The organism is Paenibacillus beijingensis (assembly GCF_000961095.1).
Lineage (GTDB): Bacteria > Bacillota > Bacilli > Paenibacillales > Paenibacillaceae > Paenibacillus_O > Paenibacillus_O beijingensis.
This window is the reverse complement of the sequence record NZ_CP011058.1, coordinates 4762716-4785000: the sequence shown is the minus strand read 5'-3', so window position 1 is coordinate 4785000 and position 22285 is coordinate 4762716. Positions and strand designations below refer to the sequence as shown.

At 50.8% G+C, this 22285-nt stretch carries 17 protein-coding genes; 2 read left to right on the top strand and 15 right to left on the bottom strand.

Annotation, left to right across the window (positions count from 1 at the left end):
• Positions 1-104: 104 nt before the first annotated feature.
• The 7 genes from VN24_RS21660 to VN24_RS21630 all read right to left on the bottom strand — a co-directional run bounded on the left by VN24_RS21660 (position 105) and on the right by VN24_RS21630 (position 4616).
• Positions 105-500: a hypothetical protein gene (locus VN24_RS21660; protein ID WP_045672126.1), complete on the bottom strand. Its 396-nt coding sequence runs from the start codon at positions 498-500 to the stop codon at positions 105-107.
• Between the two features lie 183 nt (positions 501-683).
• The gene (locus VN24_RS21655; protein WP_045672125.1) at positions 684-1004 is read right to left on the bottom strand and encodes a hypothetical protein; all 321 of its coding nucleotides are present in this window, start codon (positions 1002-1004) and stop codon (positions 684-686) included.
• Positions 1005-1067: 63 nt separating this feature from the next.
• The gene (locus tag VN24_RS21650; RefSeq protein ID WP_045672124.1) at positions 1068-1577 is read right to left on the bottom strand and encodes a metallophosphoesterase family protein; all 510 of its coding nucleotides are present in this window, start codon (positions 1575-1577) and stop codon (positions 1068-1070) included.
• A 34-nt stretch (positions 1578-1611) separates the two neighbouring features.
• Positions 1612-1866 (bottom strand): hypothetical protein, encoded by a 255-nt coding sequence (locus tag VN24_RS21645; protein WP_045672123.1) that lies wholly within the window; start codon positions 1864-1866, stop codon positions 1612-1614.
• Between the two features lie 410 nt (positions 1867-2276).
• Positions 2277-3170, bottom strand: coding sequence for a hypothetical protein (locus tag VN24_RS21640; RefSeq protein WP_045672122.1), 894 nt, complete (start codon positions 3168-3170; stop codon positions 2277-2279).
• A 73-nt stretch (positions 3171-3243) separates the two neighbouring features.
• Positions 3244-4023, bottom strand: a complete 780-nt coding sequence (locus VN24_RS21635; protein WP_082084002.1) for a DUF421 domain-containing protein — start codon at positions 4021-4023, stop codon at positions 3244-3246.
• A gap of 14 nt (positions 4024-4037) precedes the next feature.
• Positions 4038-4616, bottom strand: coding sequence for a TraR/DksA C4-type zinc finger protein (locus VN24_RS21630; RefSeq protein ID WP_045672121.1), 579 nt, complete (start codon positions 4614-4616; stop codon positions 4038-4040).
• A gap of 234 nt (positions 4617-4850) precedes the next feature.
• Here VN24_RS21630 and VN24_RS21625 point away from each other — a divergent pair, with 234 nt between their 5' ends.
• Positions 4851-5309, top strand: a complete 459-nt coding sequence (locus VN24_RS21625) for a GNAT family N-acetyltransferase (protein ID WP_045672120.1) — start codon at positions 4851-4853, stop codon at positions 5307-5309.
• Between the two features lie 134 nt (positions 5310-5443).
• On the opposite strand, the gene VN24_RS21620 is transcribed toward VN24_RS21625, so the two are convergent.
• The 7 genes from VN24_RS21620 to VN24_RS21590 form a co-directional block, all read right to left on the bottom strand.
• Complete coding sequence (locus tag VN24_RS21620) at positions 5444-5716, bottom strand: hypothetical protein (RefSeq protein ID WP_338012193.1); 273 nt, start codon at positions 5714-5716, stop codon at positions 5444-5446.
• 60 nt (positions 5717-5776) lie between these two features.
• Positions 5777-8623 (bottom strand): ATP-binding protein, encoded by a 2847-nt coding sequence (locus VN24_RS21615; protein WP_045672119.1) that lies wholly within the window; start codon positions 8621-8623, stop codon positions 5777-5779.
• On the bottom strand, positions 8620-8982 hold the full coding sequence (locus VN24_RS21610) for a response regulator transcription factor (RefSeq protein WP_045672118.1): 363 nt from the start codon (positions 8980-8982) through the stop codon (positions 8620-8622). The genes VN24_RS21615 and VN24_RS21610 overlap by 4 nt, the downstream gene beginning before the upstream one ends.
• 165 nt (positions 8983-9147) lie before the next feature.
• Complete coding sequence (locus VN24_RS21605; RefSeq protein WP_045672117.1) at positions 9148-10281, bottom strand: GerAB/ArcD/ProY family transporter; 1134 nt, start codon at positions 10279-10281, stop codon at positions 9148-9150.
• A gap of 36 nt (positions 10282-10317) precedes the next feature.
• On the bottom strand, positions 10318-11451 hold the full coding sequence (locus tag VN24_RS21600; RefSeq protein ID WP_045672116.1) for a GerAB/ArcD/ProY family transporter: 1134 nt from the start codon (positions 11449-11451) through the stop codon (positions 10318-10320).
• A gap of 18 nt (positions 11452-11469) precedes the next feature.
• Complete coding sequence (locus VN24_RS21595) at positions 11470-12675, bottom strand: Ger(x)C family spore germination protein (protein ID WP_045672115.1); 1206 nt, start codon at positions 12673-12675, stop codon at positions 11470-11472.
• A 100-nt stretch (positions 12676-12775) separates the two neighbouring features.
• The gene (locus VN24_RS21590; protein WP_082083999.1) at positions 12776-14362 is read right to left on the bottom strand and encodes a spore germination protein; all 1587 of its coding nucleotides are present in this window, start codon (positions 14360-14362) and stop codon (positions 12776-12778) included.
• 293 nt (positions 14363-14655) lie between these two features.
• Here VN24_RS21590 and helD point away from each other — a divergent pair, with 293 nt between their 5' ends.
• Positions 14656-17055 carry an RNA polymerase recycling motor HelD gene (gene helD / locus VN24_RS21585; protein WP_045672114.1) on the top strand — a complete coding sequence of 800 codons (2400 nt, stop codon included), beginning with the start codon at positions 14656-14658 and terminating at the stop codon, positions 17053-17055.
• Between the two features lie 270 nt (positions 17056-17325).
• Here helD and VN24_RS21580 read toward each other — a convergent pair whose 3' ends face one another.
• A complete protein-coding gene (locus VN24_RS21580) occupies positions 17326-22110 on the bottom strand; it encodes a bifunctional 2',3'-cyclic-nucleotide 2'-phosphodiesterase/3'-nucleotidase (protein ID WP_238590749.1) in 4785 nt (1594 codons plus the stop codon).
• Between the last annotated feature and the right edge of the window lie 175 nt (positions 22111-22285).

The following is a 22285-nucleotide window of genomic DNA, read 5'->3' as shown; positions in this document are numbered from 1 at the left end:
TTCTTGCCTGCTCCGTTCACAAAACAAAAAAGAGCGGATCCGTTTGAAACGGACCGCTTCGACTCACGCCTCATCGCCATTGCGATTTCAAACATGCCAAAGATTCAAGTACGAAAGACATTCATTCCGCTGTATTTCCCTATCACTTCCAAAGCTCTCTCGGGAACTGGGAGAACGAACTGCATGTTCCCTATCGTAAACAAACCGCTGCGGTTATGCATCAGCGCTCCCCGTACATATAGGCTGTACGACGGATCTCCGCGCATCAGGTTCACATATTCGGAGGTTCCATGGAGCCCTCTGCCGATGGCCACCTTATGTGATTCGCGCGTCTCGAAAGGAATGATGCTGGTAATGTCGGCGAGTTTTATATAATAATTGACATGCGGCTTATGGTACACCAATTCCTTCGTAAATACCGTCATTCCGTATTCCGCTTTCTTTATTGAAATTACAAGTTCTCCGTCCATTCCAATTAACGGCATAAAATCCCGGTTCACAGCTATCCCTCCTTCCGAGTTTTGTACAGCATACCATAACCCGGCGGATTTCGCATGGTTTGGCTCGGAAATCGGGTGCTGATTCCATAATACTGCAAGAATGAAAAAGCAGGGCGCTGGCGCTCTGCTTGTCTGACTTTAAATCCCGTACCGCTAAATCGTCCGGTAAACCGGTTATCCTTCTCAGTGAGGCAGTGTTCCGCCTTTCAGAACATAATTTTGGATACTTGCTTCCGTCTCCCTGATCCGATCGCGGACTCGTTTCAACTGGCGCTGCTGAGCATCCATTTGAACGAGAAGCTGGTTCTCGGCCAGTTCCAATTCACGAATAATGCTTTCCATACTGTTAAGTATTTCTCTCCCCCGCCCGGACTGACTGTCTGCACCGGCATTTTGCAAAGCCTGTCTTGCCGCCATCATTTCTTGCTCCCGGCGGATTCTGACTTGATCCATAAACTGCTCATAAGTCATATTCATGCTGTTTACATTCTGTCCTACATTCATCTTTAACGGCCTCCTGCTCAGATTGGTCGTATCTGTAAGTATCTTTTCCCGGAATAGCCGCGATTATGTTTTGATTTTTGTGCTAAAAAAAAGATGGTTTACATCCCACACTCCGTCTCCGACTTCCAATATGCCGTAAGAAAAAAGCCGCTGGCGTCTTTTGTCCGTCGGCGAACCGGGATTTAACAGCATAACGCCTTCTCGGCTTTCTTTAAACGGAATATGAGAATGTCCGAATACAATCAGATCAACCGCTTGTCCGCGAAACGTATTCCATGCCCGCTGCGGAGTCGAAGCTCCGATTCCGAGATGACCGTGTACAATGCCAATTGCCAAACCGCCCGCGCGGATGATTTTGCTCCATCCGAACCGCTCCTCAATTTCTTTGCTGTCTCCGTTTCCCGTAACGCCTTCGACAGGGGCTATCGACTCCAGCGCCTTTACAACCTCACCCGTCGTCCAATCACCGCAGTGAATGATCAGCTCCACATCGCGGAAACCTTTCATTAACGATTTCGGCAGCTCCTTGGACTTGCGGGGCATATGCGTATCCGACACGATTCCGACTTTCATCCGGATTCCTCCTAATCCGTTACATTCGACTAACCTAACCCATTACATTCGTCTGACGCTGCTGCCGATAAACGGCCCAAACCACATATTCCAGCATCATCCTTCGTGAAAAAATGGCATTATTGCGCCCATCAAGTCTTTTGCGAATCGTAACGACCAATATAAGCGACGGAACGACGATCCCTTTTATTTTCCATACCGGAAGCCGCTTAAGCAGCTCCTCTAGCATCCGGTCATCAAATAAGGTTCTTTTGATTTGAACGGCCGCCGCCCCAGACACGTTCTTCACTGCATTCCCCCCTCCCTCACCCGATATTTTCAAGTATTCTTTCCTATACACCTCTCCCCCCATACGGTAAAGTCTGGTGCCGAGCTAATAACGAAAATAATTGATCGGGAAGGAAGTTTGTAGTGGATGTTGAAATTAGAAGTCGGGTCATTGAATATGAACTCAGACCACGTAGGATTTGGGTTTAAAGACCCTGACGGCAATTTGTTAAGCGCATGCAACGCGGTTCAAAGAGGACAAGTTTAGAAAAAGAGCGCCTTGCCGAAGAAATCGGCGAGGCGCTCTTTGTTATCATATAATTCGTCCGTCCCAACCGTTCGCATATCTCGAGCTCTTAGTCGCCGCGCGTGTTTCATCGCATAATCCGTTCGGAAGCGGAACCTTTGCGCGCAGCGGCAAGATCTGCGGCTTTATCCCCCGAGCCGCTGCTGGAGCATAGCGGCCAGTTCGTCGCCGGTTTCCCATACGATCGGCCGGATGTAATCGGACGTTACGGGAATGCTGTCGACCGCCTCGCGATGAACGGTCCAGATGACCGGAATATTCAGTCCCATGGCGCAGCCTGCGGCTAAATATACTTCATGCGCGTGTTCGGTCAAATCCGCAATCAGAAGCTTACATTCAGCCGTTAGACGGAGCGCGGTGTCGCCGCTTTTTTCATCCGCAGCCTGACCGCCGTAACGGGGTAAATAACCGCATTGCTGAATGCGCGGGAGCACCTCTTCCGTCCACATCTCCTTGTGGGCTCCCCAATCCGCCGCCGCCACATAACACGGCTTCAACCTGCCGTCTCCCATACTTTCCTCCGCACGCCGCCATCCCGATTCCGTCAGACGCAAAGTCGAACCGGTACGCTCCACGAGCTCGTTATCTTTCAACGTTTCGATAATATAGACCATTTCCTGGAGATTAGGCGAATACGTTAAGTTAAAGCTCTTCGTCAGGGGCTGGATGACAACCGGATTCATCGGTGCACTGCTGTTGCGGCGCAAATAACGAAGAAGGCGGATGCCTTTCTCCTCCACAGTGGCCGGAATGTGCGGGGAAGCGGCGACCCGTTCCAGCTCTGGCAGAGAAAGTCGCACCTGCTCTTCGCAATCGGTCAACTCCCGGATATAAGCCGATGCGATCGGATACAGCACCCGCTGCTTCGTATATGAAAGCATGCTTAACCGATCGTAACTTTCGCAATCCAGGCTATAGGAGCTTGCCGGCGCGCAGTAGCAGCCGACGAATAGATCCTCTTCACCGTTTTTTTTGACGGGAACGACTGTATCGCAAAATAAACAACGTTTCGATTCCATCACAATTCCTCCCTCGAAAACAATATTCGAATATTTTAACGCAGCTTTGGAGGGTATAACCGTTAAGATTTTCTCATTTCCTTTTCCTTTTTCTGAAAATAAAAGAAGCGCTCCCCGTTTCTCGCCCGGACGGGTGTTCACATTTTGAAAGCCCCGAAGTATCTCGCTTCGGATGAACCGGTTTCAATTGAAAATACAGCCCTTTCCCTTCCGTCCATTCCGCATACAGCACCTGTTCCGGTTTTTGAATGCCGCTGCGGTGCAGCGTGTCCATTAACCAGCTCATCTCTTTGCCCGCTTGCCGCAGCGCCCGTTTATCGACCCAGCCGTTTTCTATAATCGTAAAAGGAAACTGCACATCCTGCTCGGGCAGGTTCAAATCCCCTCTGCTCGGGGAGTCGCTTAACGACTTGAGCAGCACGCTGATGCTGCCGTTTGTTTCAAAAACCGCATATGCGACTTCGCTGACCGAAAATACGTTGTTTTCGCGCAGCAGCATGCCGAGCTGGTTGAAATCCAGATTGTTGCGCTTCATCGCCTTATAGTCGATCACCCCGTTTTGAATCAACAGATCGGGCGATCCGGTCGCTTTGCGCGAAAGCCACGGCAGAGCGCCGATCAGCTTTTCGAGCCCTAATGAAAGAAGCGTCCATACGATCATTGCGAACACCAGCTTAGATAATGATGCTTCTTTATCGTAAATCGTATTGCCGACCAGCTCGCTGAGCATTAGAGAGGAGACGAAGTCGAAAGCCGTCAGCTGGGAAATCTCTTTTTTACCCAGCATCTTCATCATGCTCCATAATCCGATAATGGCGATCGCCAGCTTCGTTAAAATCATCCCGTATTCCATTTGGATCCCTCTTTTTACAGCTTGTTCACCTCGTTCAGCGCTTCCGACGACTGCGGTTCCGCCGGTACGGTATCCGACGAATTCCCGTATTTCTCAACTGTGCTCCACGCATCCGCTTCATCGAAATGGCCTGCGTGCGCCTGTCGGCTTTCACCGGCCCCGGACGGCGGCGCCGTCATCACCTGTTCTTCGACCGGGCGGTCTCCCGCCGGCTCTTTCCGGGGCGTATGCTTGATGCAATATCGGGTTGACGGCATCGCTTCGAGTCTCTCGAATGGAATGGGCTCCCCGCAAGCCGCACATATGCCGTACGAGCCATCTTCCATCATGGTGAGCGCCAGGTTGACCTGTGCAAGCTTCCTGCCTAACGACTCATCGAGCGCTTGGTCTCGCCCTCTTTCGAACGTTTCCGTACCGCTGTCGGCCGGATGATTATCATATCCGGACAGCTCCCCGGTGGAATCCGATTGCGATAACGGCTGACCGTCCCTATCCCGCTCGGAGTTCAGTTCAAAATGTTCCTCCAAATCGTGCTTATTTTCGAGCAGCAGCGTCTTCAACCGCTGAATCTGGAATTCGCTTAATTGATTCATGTCCATTCCTCCTATGGGAAGCCGGATCCGGCGGTTCCCGTTTCTTTTCTTTAACCTATGGAGGCGAGTGATGACACAGATTTCCTAGGGGCAGCCGTCAACATTACCGGACTAGGAGAGCCGAGAGAAGCTGCCGATATGCATCATAATTGCGGTTTCAAACGTTTTTTTGCTACAATTGGAATGCCGGAATTTTCCTTAATAGATGTTCGATTTTGAAACCGGAAGGAAGAGATGACGATCGACCCGATAACGATGCAAGCCATTCGTGTCACGACAGCGAAGCAGCTGGAACAGTGCCTGGCGATCCGCAAAGAAGTATTCGTCGAAGAACAGCAAGTCGATATCGAGCTGGAAATGGATGATTACGATGCAAGTCCGGCATCTTGCCTGCACATATTGCTGACAAGGGACGGACAACCGGTCGGAACCGGACGACTGATTCCGTATCGCGATTCGGCCGCCAAGCTTCAACGGATTGCGCTCCGCAAGCCGTACAGAGGAACAGGCGCAGGAAAAGAACTCGTCAAGGCGTTGGAAGATGCGGCAAAGACAAGCGGCTACACCGATGCCGTACTTGACGCCCAGTGCCAGGCGGAACCGTTTTACCGGAAGCTCGGATATGCTCCCGTCTCGCCCGATACTTTCCTTGATGCCGGAATTTTGCATATTCGCATGGCAAAGAAGCTCTAGGCAGGGGCTGCCCCAAAAGAGTGAAGGCGAATGACCGGTCCCATTACATGAGCAAAAGAACCTCCGAAACCACCACTAAAATTGTGGGGCGGGAGGTTCTTTATTAGGCCAATATTACCGTTGCAAGACAATCCTTATGCTTCGCGATAGGCGGCCATCGCCGCATCGACAAGCCGGTCAAACAGCTCGTCGTCCTCCTCGAGCCTTTCTTCAAGCGCGAGAATGTCCTCTTCTTTGCCGGAACCGTGCCGGAAAAGCAAGCTGTACGCCCAGTCTTTGCCTTTCTTGCTCTGCAAAGCGACTTCATAAGGCTCGGAATGCCCTTCCACCGTGAAGGCGACCGTACCTATATATCCATCCTCTTTGCTGTAAGACATGGATGCTTGTATAATCGTTATTTCCACCATTATTCGACCTCGCTTTATCGTTTTTCGGATACATATTTCAAGCGTCTGCAAAATGCTTCATTAGGAAGTCGTCACCAGGCTGCGGAGCGAATCGATCAGCTTTCCCGGCTGATACGGTTTTACCAAAAAATGACGAACTCCCGCTTGCATCGCCCTTTCTTTCTCTTCGAGCGCGCTGGAAATCAGCACGGGAACGTGCTGCAGCTTGGGAACGTGTTGCATCCATTCGATCACTTTCCAGCCGTCCATGCCCGGCTCCAGCATCAAGTCGACAATGACGGCGTCGGGAACGATTTCCTTCATCGCCTCGAGCGCTTCGTTTCCTGCCGAAAAGTGCCGTACATCGAACCCGCTCTCCTGCAGCTCGTCGCCAAGCATATCGGATAGCGCCAAATCGTTTTCAATCAGCATGATCGTAGGCCGGCTGCCGCCGGAGCTCCAGGCGCCTTCGGCCGCATTTTTGTCGGGCAAGCTGCGGTTAACCGCAGGCGGCGCTGCGGGCAGATGAACGGTAAACACACTGCCTTCCCCAAGGGTCGAGCGGACTTCGATCCGTCCCTCATGCTTCTCGACGATCTCTTTAACGATTGCAAGTCCGAGCCCGGTGCCCCCGATTTCGCGGCGGTCGCTGTTATCGACCCGGAAAAACTTCGTGAACAGGTGCGGCAGCGCTTCTTCCGGGATGCCAAGTCCTTGATCCGCAATATCGATACGGATTTCGTCTTGCTCCGACAAGCAGGATATATCGATCCGCCCTCCGTCCGGAGAATATTTCACCGCATTGCCGATCAAATTCATCAGCATTTGCTTTAACTTGTCCCGGTCGCCCTTAACAGTCAGCGGTTGTTCCTGCAATTGCAGCACAATGGAACATTGCGGCGCGGCGGCCCGATGCAGATCAGCAACTTCTTCCAGCAGCGGCGCAATTTCGATCGCTTTCATGTCGTAAGACTGCTTGCCGGATTCCATCCGCTGCAAATCAAGAAAGTCGTTGATCAAATCGGTTAGACGCGCCGCTTCCTGATAGATGGTGCTAATATATTTGCGCTGCCGCTCCGGCGTAAGCTCGCGGTGAAGCATCAATTCGGCGAAGCCGAGAACACTTGCGAGCGGCGTCCGCAGCTCATGGCTTACCGTACTGACGAATTCGGATTTCATCTCGTCCACTTCGCGTTCGCGCGTCATATCGCGATGCACAAACAGCGTACCCGAAAGCTCTTGTCCGTTAAACAATTGCTGCGCATAAACTTGTATGATGATGCGTTCCGGCTGCCCGATTTCATAAATGAAGCTGCTGGACCTGCCTTCGGGAAGCTGAAGAGCATCTTCATAAAACCGTTTGAGCTTATCCGAATCCTTCACTTTCCCATCAAGCTGCCGGAACAGATCGGCTGCCGTCAGATGCATTTGCTCCGCTGCCGCAAGCCCGCCGACCAGATTTCTCATATTACGGTTGATGAACGTCACTTCGCCGGTTGGCGAGGTGACATGAATGCTCTCCTGCACCGTGTTCAAAATGTTGCGGATCAGCCTCCGCTGGCTCCGGATTGCTTCGAGCATGTCAAGCTTGGCGAGCGACAGCGAAATTTGCCGGGCGAAGCTGGTCAGCTCATTGATTTCGGCGCTGCCGACCGCTCTTCCGGTCCGCGACAAAATAAGGACGGCGCACAGTTCCCCGTCCGTATTATGGACCGGTACATACGCGTCGGTAACCGCAAGCTTCGCATCGTGGATGCCGAATTCGCCCGACAGTCCTTCACGGTGTTGAATATAGGGCTCGCCGGATTCGGCTATTCTCTTCACCGGACTGTCGTCCAAATTTTCGAGCAGCGTAAGCGCCGCACGCTCCGATACGCCGAATGCCGCATATTGGAGACCCGGCATCATCACGATCAACCCTTTGTCGAAACGGGCAATCTCGACTGTATTGCGGATGACGCTCGCAAGCAGCTCCTCCCTATTTTGCGGGTCGACGAGGGATTGAATGAACAGGTTGCGCTTTTGAAGCAGCACTTCGTTTTCTTCCATCCGCCGCAGCGCCTCGGTCAGCTCCTCCTGCTGAGCCTGCAGCTCCTCCTGCTGAGCATGCAGCTCATCGTTTTGAGCTGTCAGCTCCTCCTCGTTGGCCTGTATTTGGATCATCAGCGCCTCGAACGATTTGGCCAGGTGGCGAATCTCATCATCCTTATCCGGAACCCGGATATGAACTTCTTCGCCCCGTCTATAGCGCTCTGCCTGCGCTGCAAGCTGTTCCAGCGGCGAACCGATTTCTTTGGCAAGCGTCCTCCCAACTAAGATGGAGATTCCGAGAGTGCCGCCAATAAATGCAAGATAGATCAGTCCCAGCATTGTCATAATACTGAACAGCTGCCGGTCCTGATCATCAGCCGCCTCGTTGATTTGCGCCCTGAATTGATCCGCGAGCTTCATGATCGTATTGGCCGGACTGTTCTCTCCTTGCACCGTAAGCTTGCGCAAGGCGTCGTAATTCCCTTGCTGTGCGTACGTACTTGCGGCAGGCAGCAAATCGTTAAAGAAATGATCGTAAAAACTTTCAATTGACGCGGTCCAATCCTTCTCCGCTTTGGTGACGGCCATTTTATTGAACGAAGAAAGATCGGCCTCAAGCGCTTCTTTTTCTGTAAATATCCGATTATATTCATAGTCATTCAATAAAACGTAATATCCACGGGACCGCAAAATGATTTCACCCGCATGGTACCTTATATCTTCAACCAGCTTCTGCTTCTCACGGAGCGACTGCGACGTACGTTCGTAACGCATAAGCGAAAACAATGTCGTCGCGGCGACGAGTACGGTACCGGCGAGCAGCAGGCAGAAGACGAACAGAAGCCTGCGCGTCAATTGGCGCCTGATCCCGTTGCGAAATACAAGGCCGCCGCTCATTTCAGCATTTCCTCCACTTTATCGATCAGCTCGATCGGACTGAACGGTTTGGACAGAAAGGCGTTCGCTCCCGCGTCCAACACTTTTTGCCGCTCCGCCTGCTGGCTCTTGGCCGACAGCATCAATATTTGCAAACCGCTCCGCTCCGGTATTTGCCGGATACGCTCAATGATCTCGATCCCGGTCATCTTCGGCATCATATAATCCAGCAATACAAGGTCATAATCGTTGTCAAGCAGTTTCCGGTACGCCTCCTCGCCGTCGCATGCGACATCGATGCGGTAGCCCTCCTCTTCCAATGTGTCCAGTACGAGCATTCTGAGCACCGGCTCGTCTTCGGCTATCAGCAAATGTGCCATCGTCATGTCTCCCTTATGGTCCGCTCCAATTCCGGTTCAGTCGCTTCAGTCCGAACATTAAGCCAGAATACGGAATTCGAGAGACATTTATTCGACATTAACGCGCCATTTCCTGCCAACGACAACTCTTTTTTCGACAAGTCCGCCGCATTGTCTTAACTGTAACTATGAATCGGACGTCCGGTTAATCTTTCCTTCCCCATCCTCCATCGAATTGTGATTCAAATTTCGTCTCATCAGCATGACCACATAGAGAAGCATGGGCAAAATCGCATAAAACAGCGGATTGACCATAAGCGTATACGCGACGAAATGACCCAGGAAAATATGGTAAGGCCAATCCGGCTCCAAAAATGCAGCGGCATAAATGACAAATCCAACCGGCAGAATCAGCTTCCGGTAGTCCGTGTTAAAGATGTCCCCCATCGCAATTACGGCGCCTAAATACCATAAAGTGGCTCTAATGAAAATACCTGCATAGAACAGCATAACGACGAAAGCGTCAAACCGTTCCAGCACTCTGGCGATTTGGATCAGCTGTATGTTCTGAAGCAGCGGAACCGTGCTGATGCTGGTATAGTGCACGCCGAGCACGGCAAGATTCATAATATTGGATAACAGAATGACGGTGCTGGAGACCAAATAAGCGCCAAATGTAGCGCCAATCATTCCTTGTTTCGGTTTTAAACAGGACCAAAACATCAGAAAAAGCACCATTTGGCCGAATGGAAAGAAGACCGTATTCGTCGCCGCAAGTGTGACAACCGGCAGAACGCCATTTTCAAACATCGGGAGCAGCTGCTCAAAATGGACGATGCCGGAAATGAAGATCATAACGGCCAGCAGCAAATAAAAAAACAGCACTCCAATCACCATAAATTCGGAAACCCGAAATAAATTATCGATTCCTTTATAGATCGCAAATACCGATAAAAAAAGCAAAACACCCATAATGAGGGAAATCGGACTGCGCGACAAAAAAGTCATGACGGTTAAATCGCCAAAGTCCCTTACATTACGCATCGCTTCATAAACAAAAAGAAGCGTGTACAAAACAGCCGTCAATTTCCCGACGAACGGCCCCCAATACCGGGTCAGCATCTGGGTCAAATTCAGCTCCGGCTCGCGGCTTTGAATGGCCAGGAACAGCAGCACCAGCGCCAATCCAAACAGGATCGCGAACAATACCGCCAGCCATGCGTCCCGCTGCGCTTTAATACCAAGTTCAAATAACGGCGTACTGCCGATTTCAAATAGGATGATCATCGTACCCACCTGATATTTACTGATCCGCTCCATACGAACCCCCATTTTTTCACACATCATGCGCCGCAGCTACACATCAGACGACTGTTCCAGTCCGGGCTCCGGTTGGTCAGCAGAGGCCTTCATTAACTTTCGTCTCATCAACATGACCAAAAAGAGAAGCAGGGGCAGAAAAACAAGAAAAATCGGATTTACCATACTCGTGACCCCAACGAAGTGTCCGAGCCAAAGATGGTACGTCCAGTCCGGCTCCAAAAAAGAACTGGAATAAATGACAATGCCTACCGGCAGGATCATCTTGCGGTAGTCCGTGTTGAAAATCTCCCCCAGTCCCATTACGGCCGCCAAATACCACAACGTCGCCTTAATGAAAATTCCGACGTAGAACAACAGAATGACCAGCGCGTCAAACCGTTCGAACACTCGGGCGATTTGGATCAACTGCACGTTTTGAAGCAGCGGAATCATGCTGATGCTGGTGTAGTGCACACCGAGCACCGCCAGGTTCATAATATTGGATATAAGAATGACTGTGCTTGAAACCAGATATGCGCCAAACGAAGCGCCGGCCAGTCCTTCTTTCTTTTTTACATAAGACCAAAACATGAGAAAGAGGACCATTTGGCCGAAAGGGAAAAAGACCGTATCCGACGCCGCGAGCGTTACGACGGGCAGAACGCCGTATTCCAACATCGGCAGCAGCTGCTTAAAATCGACAATGCCGGAAATGAAAGCCATAATGCACAGCGCCAAATAAAAAGAGATGACCCCCAAAACCATAAATTCGGATACCCGAAAAAAAGTCTCGATCCCTTTATAGATCGCGTACATCGATAAAAAAATCAAAATCCCCATAATCATCGAAATCGGACTTCGCGACAGAAAGGTCATGAGCGTCAAATCGCCAAAGTCCCTTACATTGCGCATCGATTCATAAGCAAAAAAAACGATATAGAGAAATGCCGTAACCCTCCCGATGACCGGTCCCCAATACTTGATCATCATTTGGATCAGGTTCAATTCCGGATCCCGCTTTTGGAGCGCCAGAAATAATAGGAGCAGGACCAGCCCGAAAAGAATCGATAACAAAACCGCAATCCACGCATCCCGCTGCGCTTTTATTCCGAGTTCAAACAGCGGCGTGCTGCCGATTTCAAACAGGATGATCATCGTTCCCAGCTGATATTTGCTGATGCGCTCCATATGGACCCCCTTTCTGATCTAACCGCCCGAAATTTTAGAGAATGAATCATTGATCATTCCCGTTCTGCGAATGTTCACCTTGACATGCACGATTAACTTTATCTCGGCAAATTCATCCTCCCAGTTCCGGTTCCATGTCTTCCATTGCTTCGGATAGGCGCGATGAAAAGCATCGTCAAAGCCGACGGCGTCCGCTTTAATCCCCTGTAAAGCTTCCACCGTTTTTTCGACTTGCTTCTTGATTTCTTTTTCAACCGCTTTTTCCAATTTCGTTAGTGTCTCCGGTTTTTTCAGCTCTAGCCTGCACGGCGTTTCAAACAAGCTTCCATCCGTTTTCAGTCGGATATCCATGATGAGCCGCCCTTGTTGTTGTTTCGGTTTCAGCTTGGTTCGATTTCGTTCGACCAAAAACGACCCCATCGCTTGATTGTCCTCTCCGCATGGAAATACGACCGTCAAATTATCGACATGATCATAAATCCACGCCATACCGATGCTGTCCTCGCGCTTTAACCAGTGCGCCAATTTATCTTTCTTGAATATCCCGAGCCGATTCAGTTTCATGATGGCCGGATTACGCGTTTCTTTGTAGGCGTCCAAAGAGCTCTGTTTTTCTTTATTGCCGGAAATAACAACTTCAGGAAGCATGGCACTGGAAGTCGGAGTCGCCAGCTTGTTGACAAGCCGATACAACTGCGAATCGATCAGGACGGTCTGCCCTCCTTTACCGCCTTGCAGCAGGTAGTTGATGGATTCACCGGGAATTTTTTGCGATGGGGTAAGAATTTCCAACAAATCCATGGCCTTTCCCTTCGTCAGAACGACATCCGCCGTCTCCCTTCTTTCGTTTTGCCGCAAATAGACGTCAACGATCTCATTTATTCCCCGCCGGGCAACGCTCTCACTGATGACAATGATTTGATTATGGGAAAAATAAAGGGGGCGGGGCGCTTCCAGCTGGGCATTCTGGGACGCCTCCATCAGCGTTTTTCCTTTCGTCGAGAAGACGGTAATCGGTGCCTGAGCGCCGCCGCCGCCGCCGGTTACCGTGGTGGTCGACTGCGGGATGACGAGCTGATAAGTCGTATTCCATTCATTGTTTTCACCCAGATCGAGCGCCGTTGCGCTGACGATTCCGAGCTCATTCATCTCCCTTTTATTCCAACAGCCGCTAACGAAAAGTGGCAGCACTGCGATCAGTACCAAAACGATTCCGCGTTTCATCGATTGTCCCCCTCCGGCTGTGCGACCTTTTTCCAATGCGTACAAGTTTTCTAGCGTAAAGGTTGTAACGCCGTCTTTTCGCCAGGAAACCGTTAGACGGTTAATCGTTCCGCTTTTTGTGCGTAGGCCGTAAATTCGCACTTTGCCGAACGTTGTTTTTCGGAGCGAAGAGCTTCGGTCTCGTCGACATCATCCACCAAGGCACCCGGACGAAAATGTCTTTCATATTGGCGGGTATCATTGGAGCGACGGGAGTCATATACGGAATTCCGAATGAACGAAGACTTGCCATATGAATCAGCAGAAAAATCAAACATGACATAATCCCGAACAGCCCCAATGTGCCGGCAGAGAGCATCAGCACAAAACGCAGGAGCCTCGCTGCAATCGCCATATTGAATTGCGGCACGACGAAATTGGAAATCGCCGTCAAGGCGACGACGATGACCATTGCCGCCGATACCAGCCCCGCCTGAACCGCCGCTTGTCCGAGTACAAGCGCACCTACAATCGAAATTGCGGGACCGATCGCTCTTGGCATCCGAATACCCGCTTCCCTTAAGATCTCAAACGTAAGCTCCATCAAGATGGCTTCAAACAGCGCCGGCAAGGGAACGCCTTCCCGCTGTACAGCCAAACTGTAGAGCAGCGTCGACGGCAGCATCTCCTGATGGAATGTCGTCACGGCGACATACAGGGAAGGCAACAGCATCGATAATGCAAACGAGGCGAAACGAATAAGGCGCAAAAAGGTTGAAATATCGAATCTTTGATAATAGTCTTCACTGGCAATAAAAAATTTGAAAAAGGTTATCGGGAGGATCAGCACAAACGGCGAACCGTCAACGAGCACGATAACCTGTCCTTCCAATAAGGCAGCAGCCGCCGAATCGGGACGCTCCGTGTTGATAATCGTCGGGAACGGAGTGAACGTGTGGTCCTGGATAAATTCCTCCAGATATCCGCCTTCGAGAATGCTGTCCGTTTTAATACCGTCCAGCCTTTGGAGCACCTCTTTTAACACCGATTCTGTGGCAACGCCCTCTATGTACATGACACTGACGGAAGTTTGGGTGAGTGTTCCGATTGTGCGGTCGATCTTCCACAGTTTCGGGCTTTTGATCCGATGCCTGAGCAGCGCCACATTGGTGCCGATATTTTCCGTAAAACCTTCTTTCGGCCCTCGGATCACCGTTTGCGATGTCGGTTCCTCCACTCCCCTTTGCATCCGTTTGGACGCTGCGGCGGATAAACCTTCGTTCCATCCTTCGGCGAGAATAACGGCAAAACCGTTAAATAAAGCGGCAATGATCGCTTTGATGTCTTGAACCTTATTCGTTCCGCCTATAGGGATCACTTGATTTTGAATGACAGGGAAAGAATCGGGAGACGAATCGGCGTAAACGGAGATGTCTTGTTCACCGTTTATGATCGGATTCAAAATGTGCTGATTAATTATTGCGTTGTCGGTAAGCCCCTCAATATAAACAACAGCCATCTGCAGGCTGTGATTTCGTTGTACTTTGCGGATGATAATGTCCGAGCTGCTTCCCGTCAGCTTTTTGATCGTGTCCAAATTTTGCTGCAGGCTGCAGGCGACCGGTTCAGGCGATTCTGTTCCTTCACCGGGATCGTCTTGTGCGTTTTGTTTTTGATAAAAAAATTTAATGATACGGTTTATCAGCATGGAGACCACCCGAAGTGTAATTTATTACTGCCATTTTCCCCTGCTCCCTTACGTATTATGCAAGATATAAACGCATACCCGGCAGGAATGCCAAAAAAACAGGCCGACCATCGGTCGACCTGTTTCCTGAGAGACTCCAATATATTCAACGTTGCAAATGGAACTATGAAATGGTAAAATCAACTTATATGTCAAACTTAGGATTTTAAACAATTATATCTCATAATAATTATATCACCAAGTCCCATTCTTGTCAACACCATCTGGGGGAACAACGGTAAGGAGGAATTTCGATGAGTATTTCGGAGCAGGATCGACAGCAGGAACAGCAGCGGATCGAACGGGTCCGACGGCTATTGCAGAAACAAATTGAGAAAAATGAGCCGGAAGTATCGGACCTGCGTGCTCAAGTGGTCGATATTCGCACGAACTTTTGGGATGATGTTACCGTAAATATCGCCAACAGCGACGATCAATTGGAAACGGCAATCAGCATGAAGCAGCAGGCGGAAATTTTGTCCGAACGCGAACGAAGTCACCGCCATTTGCAGGCGCAGCTTAAAAGCATGAAACGCCTCCTTCCATCGCCCTATTTCGGGCGAATCGACTTCAAAGAAAAAGGCGATCCGTCGCCAGAGCAGATTTATATCGGCGTTTCGTCGTTTTATAACGAGGAGGACGATACGTTTCTCGTTTACGATTGGCGCACTCCGGTAGCGAGCCTCTATTACGACTATCCGCCGGGACCCGCCCGTTATGAAACGCCTTCAGGCACAATCGGCGGCGAAATCACGTTGAAAAGACAGTATTTGATTCGGGACGGCGAGCTCAAAGCGATGTTCGATACCGGCGTCACGATCGGCGATGAGCTGCTGCAGCAGGTGCTTGGCAAAAGCGCCGGGACCCAGATGCAGTCCATCGTCGCCACGATCCAGCAGGAGCAGAACCGCATTATACGGAATGACCGGAGCAAGCTGCTGGTCGTACAAGGCGCGGCAGGAAGCGGAAAAACGTCGGCTGCGCTGCAGCGCGTCGCTTACTTGCTGTATAAGCACCGGGAACACTTAAGCGCCGACCGGATGGTGCTTTTTTCGCCGAACCCGATGTTCAACAGCTACATCTCTTCCGTCCTGCCGGAGCTTGGGGAGGAAAATATCCGGCAGACGACGTTCCAAGATTACTTGGAACACAGGCTCGGCAAGCAGTTTCAAATCGAAGACCCGTTCCAGCAAATGGAGTACCGGCTAAACGGGCACAACGATCCCGGTTACGAGGCGCGCATGAGCGGCATCCGCTACAAAAACTCGGAACTGTTTCTGGATGATATGCTCCGCTTCGGCAAGCAGCTCGAGAAGTCGGGCATGATGTTCAAAAGCGTGCGTTTCCGCAGTCGAACGCTCATTACTCAGGAAGAAATGCGTGCAAAGTTTTACAGCTATGACGCATCCATCCGGCTCCCGAACCGGGTCGAGCTGATGAAAGAATGGCTGCTTGCGGAGCTGAAACGGTTCGAGGTGGCGGAACGTTCGGCGGATTGGGTACGGGATGAAATGGATTATTTGGATAACGAGCAGTATCAGCGTGCTTACGTTCAGATGCGCAAACGCCAGGGCGGCCATGATCCCGCCTTCGATGATGCCCTGCAGGAAGAACAAATGCTGCGCGAAGTCATTGTACGTCATCATTTTAAGCCGCTGCGCCGAAGAATCAAAAGACTCGCCTTTATCGATTATACCGGACTCTATTTGCGGCTGTTCTCCCCCGTTCCCGATCAAACCCTGGAACTTAACGAAGACGGAACTGAAGGTCGCAGTCTCCCTGGCCGGTGGAACGAAATTTGCGCTTATACGAAAGAGCGGCTCGGATCGAAGGAACTGCCTTATGAGGATGCTGCGCCGTTGTTATATTTGCGGGAACTGGTGGAAGGGTTCAACAGCAATACGAACATCCGCTATGTGTTAATCGATGAAGCACAGGATTATTCGCCGTTCCAGTTCGAATTTTTGAAACGGCTCTTCCCGTTCAGCCGGATGACGGCGCTGGGCGATTTCAACCAAGGAATTTTTCCTCATTCCACGACACTCGTCGGCAGCTCCGCCCTTCTCCGGCTTTACGGCGAGGTGGAGACGGAAAACATCGTTCTGACGCGCAGCTACCGGTCCACCCGCGAAATCGTGGAATTTACGCGAGCGATGCTCCCGGGAGGCGAAGCGATCGAACCGTTTCAGCGCGACGGCGGCAAACCGGTTATCGTCTTTGCAGAAAGCGGGAGTGACCGCCTCGAACAAATAAGACTGGATATACTGAAATTGAACGATGAGGGCTTTCATTCCATTGCGGTTATATGCAAATCGGCCACCGAAAGCGCGGCCGCTTTCGAAGAACTGCGTAATCGTCCCGGCTTGGATGCGATCAAGCTCGTAACGCGGGAAACGCCGACCTTTAGCGGAGGTTTCGTTATCATCCCCGCCTATTTGGCCAAAGGTGTGGAATTTGATGCCGTCCTCATCTATGACGCATCCGCTGCCGCATATGACGACGAAGGGCTCCGCAAGTTGTTTTACACGGCATGCACACGGGCGATGCACCGGCTTCGTCTGTATACGGCCGGCGAATTAACCCGTCTTGCAGCCGATGTCGACAGCTCTCTGTACGACAGCGTTACACTGCCCGCCAACCCTATGTTGAAGTGATGGGCGCTTATTCCGGTGGCAGCCATCTGCGGCGTCGATCGGTTTGAGCTCGCCCGGCGAAATTTGAAGCCGGTCCTGCTTGATTTGGCGCAACGAGCGTCGTCGCCATCTTTCTGCTGTAACCTCTTGATTTTTACGGAAACAAAAAAAATCCGTCCGCTGCGTCTGAACCTATGACGCAGGGGCGGATTTTTTGCTTTTGTTATGTTCTGCTTGAATCGATGAGCTTTCACCCGGAGCGAAAACTCATTTCATCGGCATTGCTACCGATTAATTGGCGCTTATGGTAAAGCCGCCGCCGTTATCGGCCGTTACGAGCAGGTTGGCCAGAACTTTTACTGCCTCGGCTCGTGTTGTAACCGCTTTGGGAGCAAACAGCTCAGCCCCGCGTCCTTGCATGATACCAGCCCCGGCGATAACATCAACTGAAGCTTTCGCCCAGCTGCTGATGCCGCCGGCATCTTTGAATCCTGGCAATCCGGACTTGCCGGAAGCCAGAGCCGGAATCCGGTGCAGCATAACCGCCATTTGCTCGCGGGTTAGAACCTCATTCGGGTTGAAGCTGCCAGTGCCGCTTCCGAGAATGAGCCCGCTGCTGTATGCGGCATTAACTGCGCTTGAATACCAGCTTCCCGCTTGCACATCCGTGAATGGAGCAGGCGAGGATGAAGCTTTCAACCCGAATTCATTCACCAGCATATTGACAAATTCGGCGCGTGTTACCGGCTTCTGAGGCGAGAAGTTGTTCGCAGTCATTCCTTGAACGAGATGCTTCGCCGTCAGTTCCTTAATAATTTGATACGCCCAATGCGAGGCTGAAACGTCGCGGTACGTTTTATCATAGGTCAGCGCGCCGTACGTTCCCGGCTCCGTCACGGATGCAGTCAGAATGCCGTCATTCAACTTCGCTTTGATATAAGTCAGCTCGCCCTTGTCGCCGATGCGGTAAATACCGGCCAGCTTCGCATCTGCGAAAGAATCAAGCTTGACGGAAACGGACAGCGGTTCGCCGAATGAATACACATTCCCGATTACCGTTCCATCCGCAGCGTTAACCGACAATGCCAATTGGGTTACGGCTCCCGCGCCCTTCACGGCAACGTTGCTCGTGGAAGCGGCAGTCGTCAGCTTCGAAACGGCATCGGCCGCCAACCCTGCAGTTGTGAAAGTCAGGATGGAGCCAGTCGCTTTATCAGCAGGAGCAAGTTCGGCCGCTTTCGCCAGCACCGAAGCCGGCACCGCAACCGTTACACTGCCGATGTTTAATTTCAGCTTGCCGCCTTTGCCGACAAGATCTGAAATGCTCCGCGGCAGCGAAATGCTTCCGTCGTTCGCCCCTTGCGGGAACTTCACATCGAGCGTAACGACGCCGTCAACCGGTTTTGGAATATCTTTTTCCGAGAACACGGCTCCTGCCGGCGGTGTGACCGGCACGGTTGGTGCACTAGGCGTATATGTGGATGAAGGTGCTGGCTTTTCTTCATCTTTATTTGTGATGCGTCCTTCAATCGGAGCTGTAATTTTGCCGCCTTTAAAAGTGTTTTTAATATAATCGTAAAACACGTCGAGATCGTTAGGTCCGACAACGGCTTCTTTGGCTTCCGTCAGCACCTTGTAATTGTCCCCGCCGGCAGCCATAAAGTTGTTGACGACAGCCGTATAATATTGGTCGTCATAGATCGGTGTGCCGTCGCTTTTGGTCAGCGCGTCAACACGGTCATTGACCGGGCTCTTCATATAAGCGGTATATTTCAGTCCGGAAATTTGCAGCGTCTTCGTATCCGGCGTACCGTCGGCCTTCGTTCCCCACTGCTGCTGCAGCAGCGTACGGATCTGTTTGCCGGTGAGCGTCAGCTTCACGAGCGTATTGCCGAACGGTTGAATTTTAGCCAAATCCCCGAACGTTACATTGCCCGTTGGAAGATCGGCACGAATTCCGCCCGGATTCATGAACGCAAAGTCCGATCCCGGGAATGCGGTTCTCATCGCATCGGCAATAAGGTTGCCGAGCGAAGATTCCTGGATGTAAGCATCCTTTCTGGTAATCGTTCCGTCCGTTGTGCCGACCGGTTGTTTCAGCTCGGGATGCTTGTCCAAATATTTGTTTACAAGCGCCACCGATTCGGCATCCGGCGTTACGCCGTCTTGGAAAGTTGTCGTTACGACGGCCGATTTGCTTATAACGTCACCTGTCGTTTTATCGATCGTTAGCTTGACGTCTTCAAACGCCGTTCCGTAGGAGTAAGCCTGAACAACAAGCTTTCCGTTCACGATGCCGTTAGCCATCGCGTGATTGTCTCCGGCAAGCACCACATCGACTTCCGGATCGATCGCTTTGGCAAGATCGGCAGCTTCGCCGGTCGTTGCATCCCCTCTTGTCGTGGCCGGATCGTGCGCCAGTACGACAATCGTTTTTACGCCTTTCGCTTTCAGTTCTTCGACCGCTTTGTTGACGACAGGCGCCTGCTCTACCAGCTTCACGCCTTTCAGACCTTCCGGCGATACCTTTGTAACGGTAGCCATCGTGACGACGCCGATAAAGCCGATTTTAACGCCGCCGATTTCTTTAATGACATAAGGCTCGATAATCGGCTCGTTCGTTTTCTCGTCGACGACGTTAGCATTGACGTAAGGGAAGTCTACTCCCTTATGAACGATTGCCTCATTTTTCGGATCTTTTCCGCCGTAAAGCTGTGCTTTCAACGCTGCCACGCCTTGGTCAAACTCGTGGTTGCCGAGCGTGCCAACGTCGAATTTCATCATGTTCATCCATTCCAGTGTCGGCTCATCACGTTCCAGCGACGACACCGGCGCCGTAGCACCGACGGAATCTCCGTTATGAACAAGCAGAGAATATGGATATGCCGCACGCAGCGATTTCAAATATGCAGCCAGCGTTGCCGCCGTTCCGACCGGTTTGCCCCCCACAATGGAAGTTGTATCGAGCTGGCCGTGGAAATCGTTAATACCAAGGATGTGAACGTCGATCGAATTGTCCATGTCTGAACGATTCAGATCAATATTGAAAATGCCAAAGTTCAAATCGTTGAACTTCCCGGTAAACGTGATTTTCCCGTTCGTACCTGCCGTGTATTTCTCCGCTTCCGGAGCACTTGTAAATGTGACGTTTACGTTGCTGCCCTGAACAGGAGCAATAGACCAGTTTCCATCGGCCGAAGGATTGATCGACTTCTCTTCCGCAATGAAATCCATCAGTACTTGACGGTTTTCATCCTGAGAATCAACGACAAGCTCGGACCCTTTTACGCCCGGGAAGTTACCTCCGCCGCCGGCCCGGTAATTGTTCGTTACAACGATGAAGTCCTGATTCGGATCAACCGGCTGGCCATTGTATTTAAGGTTTACAATCCGGCTGGAACCTGCATCGTTAATTGTTCCATCCGTGTTATATTTTGCCTTCTTCGTAACGTCAATTTGGTACGTGACCCCGTCGATTACATCAAAGTTATATACTGCGAACTTTGAATTAAGGAGCGGCTGTTCGTCCGTTATTGCCGGATCGATTTGATTAAAAGCTCCCGCGGACATTTCAAGCCATTCCTTGACGGTTGAACCTTTCAGTTTAATTGCTTTCAACGTGTTGTCGTAAAGGTACAAATCGCTTGCGCTGCGGATCGTCAGCGGTCCTGCTGCAATATCGGTATATTCGGAAGGACCGTTGCGTCCCGCTTTGAATGGAGCACCGACACTAAGAACCGGAAGGTCCTTGTATTGCGGCAGTTTCTCTTGAATGTATTTTTCCACATACCACTTCTGCGCGTTTGTCACGATTTGAATGGACGGGTCGTCCTGTACCATCGCAAAATAACTGTTGATCGGCGCAGTCGTCTGACCAAGTTCCTGACCGGTGTAGGCAATTGTTGCCGCATGCTCGGCCTGTACTGCAGCTGCGATGGCCGGATCGGGATCGGCAAGCGAAGTCTTTGTAATCTTGTCATAAATAGCCAATGTAGAGGACTTCGAACCTTTAACGGTCCACTTGTTTTCGCTGTTCTTCTCTAATGTCAAATCGATGATGCCTAAGTTGGAGCCACCGTATCCGGCTTGGACAGCAGGAACGTTGTTGATACGGCCATACACATTATCGATGACGGAAAGAAGTTTACCATCGCTTCCTTTAAACGACCCATCCAAAGATTTGTCGTCTACGGTCGGAAATACTTTATGTGTATGAGAAAACGCGATTGCATCAATACCGGGCACTTTGCTCAGCGCATTAACTGCGTTCTCCGACATGTCGCCCGAAACGGCGCCGGCGTCAAAGCCCGTATGCGCCAAAGCGACGACAATGTCTGCTCCCTCATCTTTTATCTTCGGTACGAATTGGGCGGCCGTCTCCGCAATGTCTTTCGTTGTCACTTTCCCCAGCAGATTCACTTTGTCCCATTCCATAATTTGCGGCGTTACGAGACCGATGACGCCAACCTTAACCTGTTGGTCGTTACCTGCTTCATCCTTAAATGTTTTATTAAGGATAATATAAGGTGTATACATATTTTCCGTATCATTGCTGGAATCTCCGTCAGCGCCGTTATCTTTGTAAATATTGGCGTTCACGTACGGGAATTGCGCTTTATCTTTCGCCTTGTCGAGAAAATCCAATCCGTAGTTGAATTCATGATTGCCGAACGTTGCGGCATCGTACTTCATCAAGTTCATTGCTTTGTACATCGGGTGAACGGAATCCGGATCAGCCAGCTTGTCCACTTTCGCCATATATGTACCGAGCGGCGTGCCTTGCAGCAAATCGCCATTGTCGAACAAAAGCGAGTTGGGGTTCTCTTCCCGGGCATAAGTGACTAATGTCGCGGTTTTGTCGAGACCGACTGTTAGTGAAGGCGCATTTTTGAAATAATCGTAATCCATGACGTTCGTATGGACGTCGGTCGTGTCCATAATACGAATTTTAAGCGGTGCCGATGCCTCCTCCGCCGACGCTTGTCCCGGAACCAGTATGGCTCCCGCTCCCAATAATGTCTGGGCGGCCACTACGGTCACGGCAAGCGTGCTGGCTGTCGTTTTTTTCCAAGCCAAAAACCGGTTTACTCCTACCATTCTTTTTTCCACCCTCTCTCTAATAGTACGTTGTCATTATATCTCACATTAAGTTAAAAGAGAGGTAATTTTTTATAAATAATCCGTTATTTATTCGTAAATGAGACTTTAGAACTACATTTATTGAAATTAATTTCATTTTATTATATTTTAT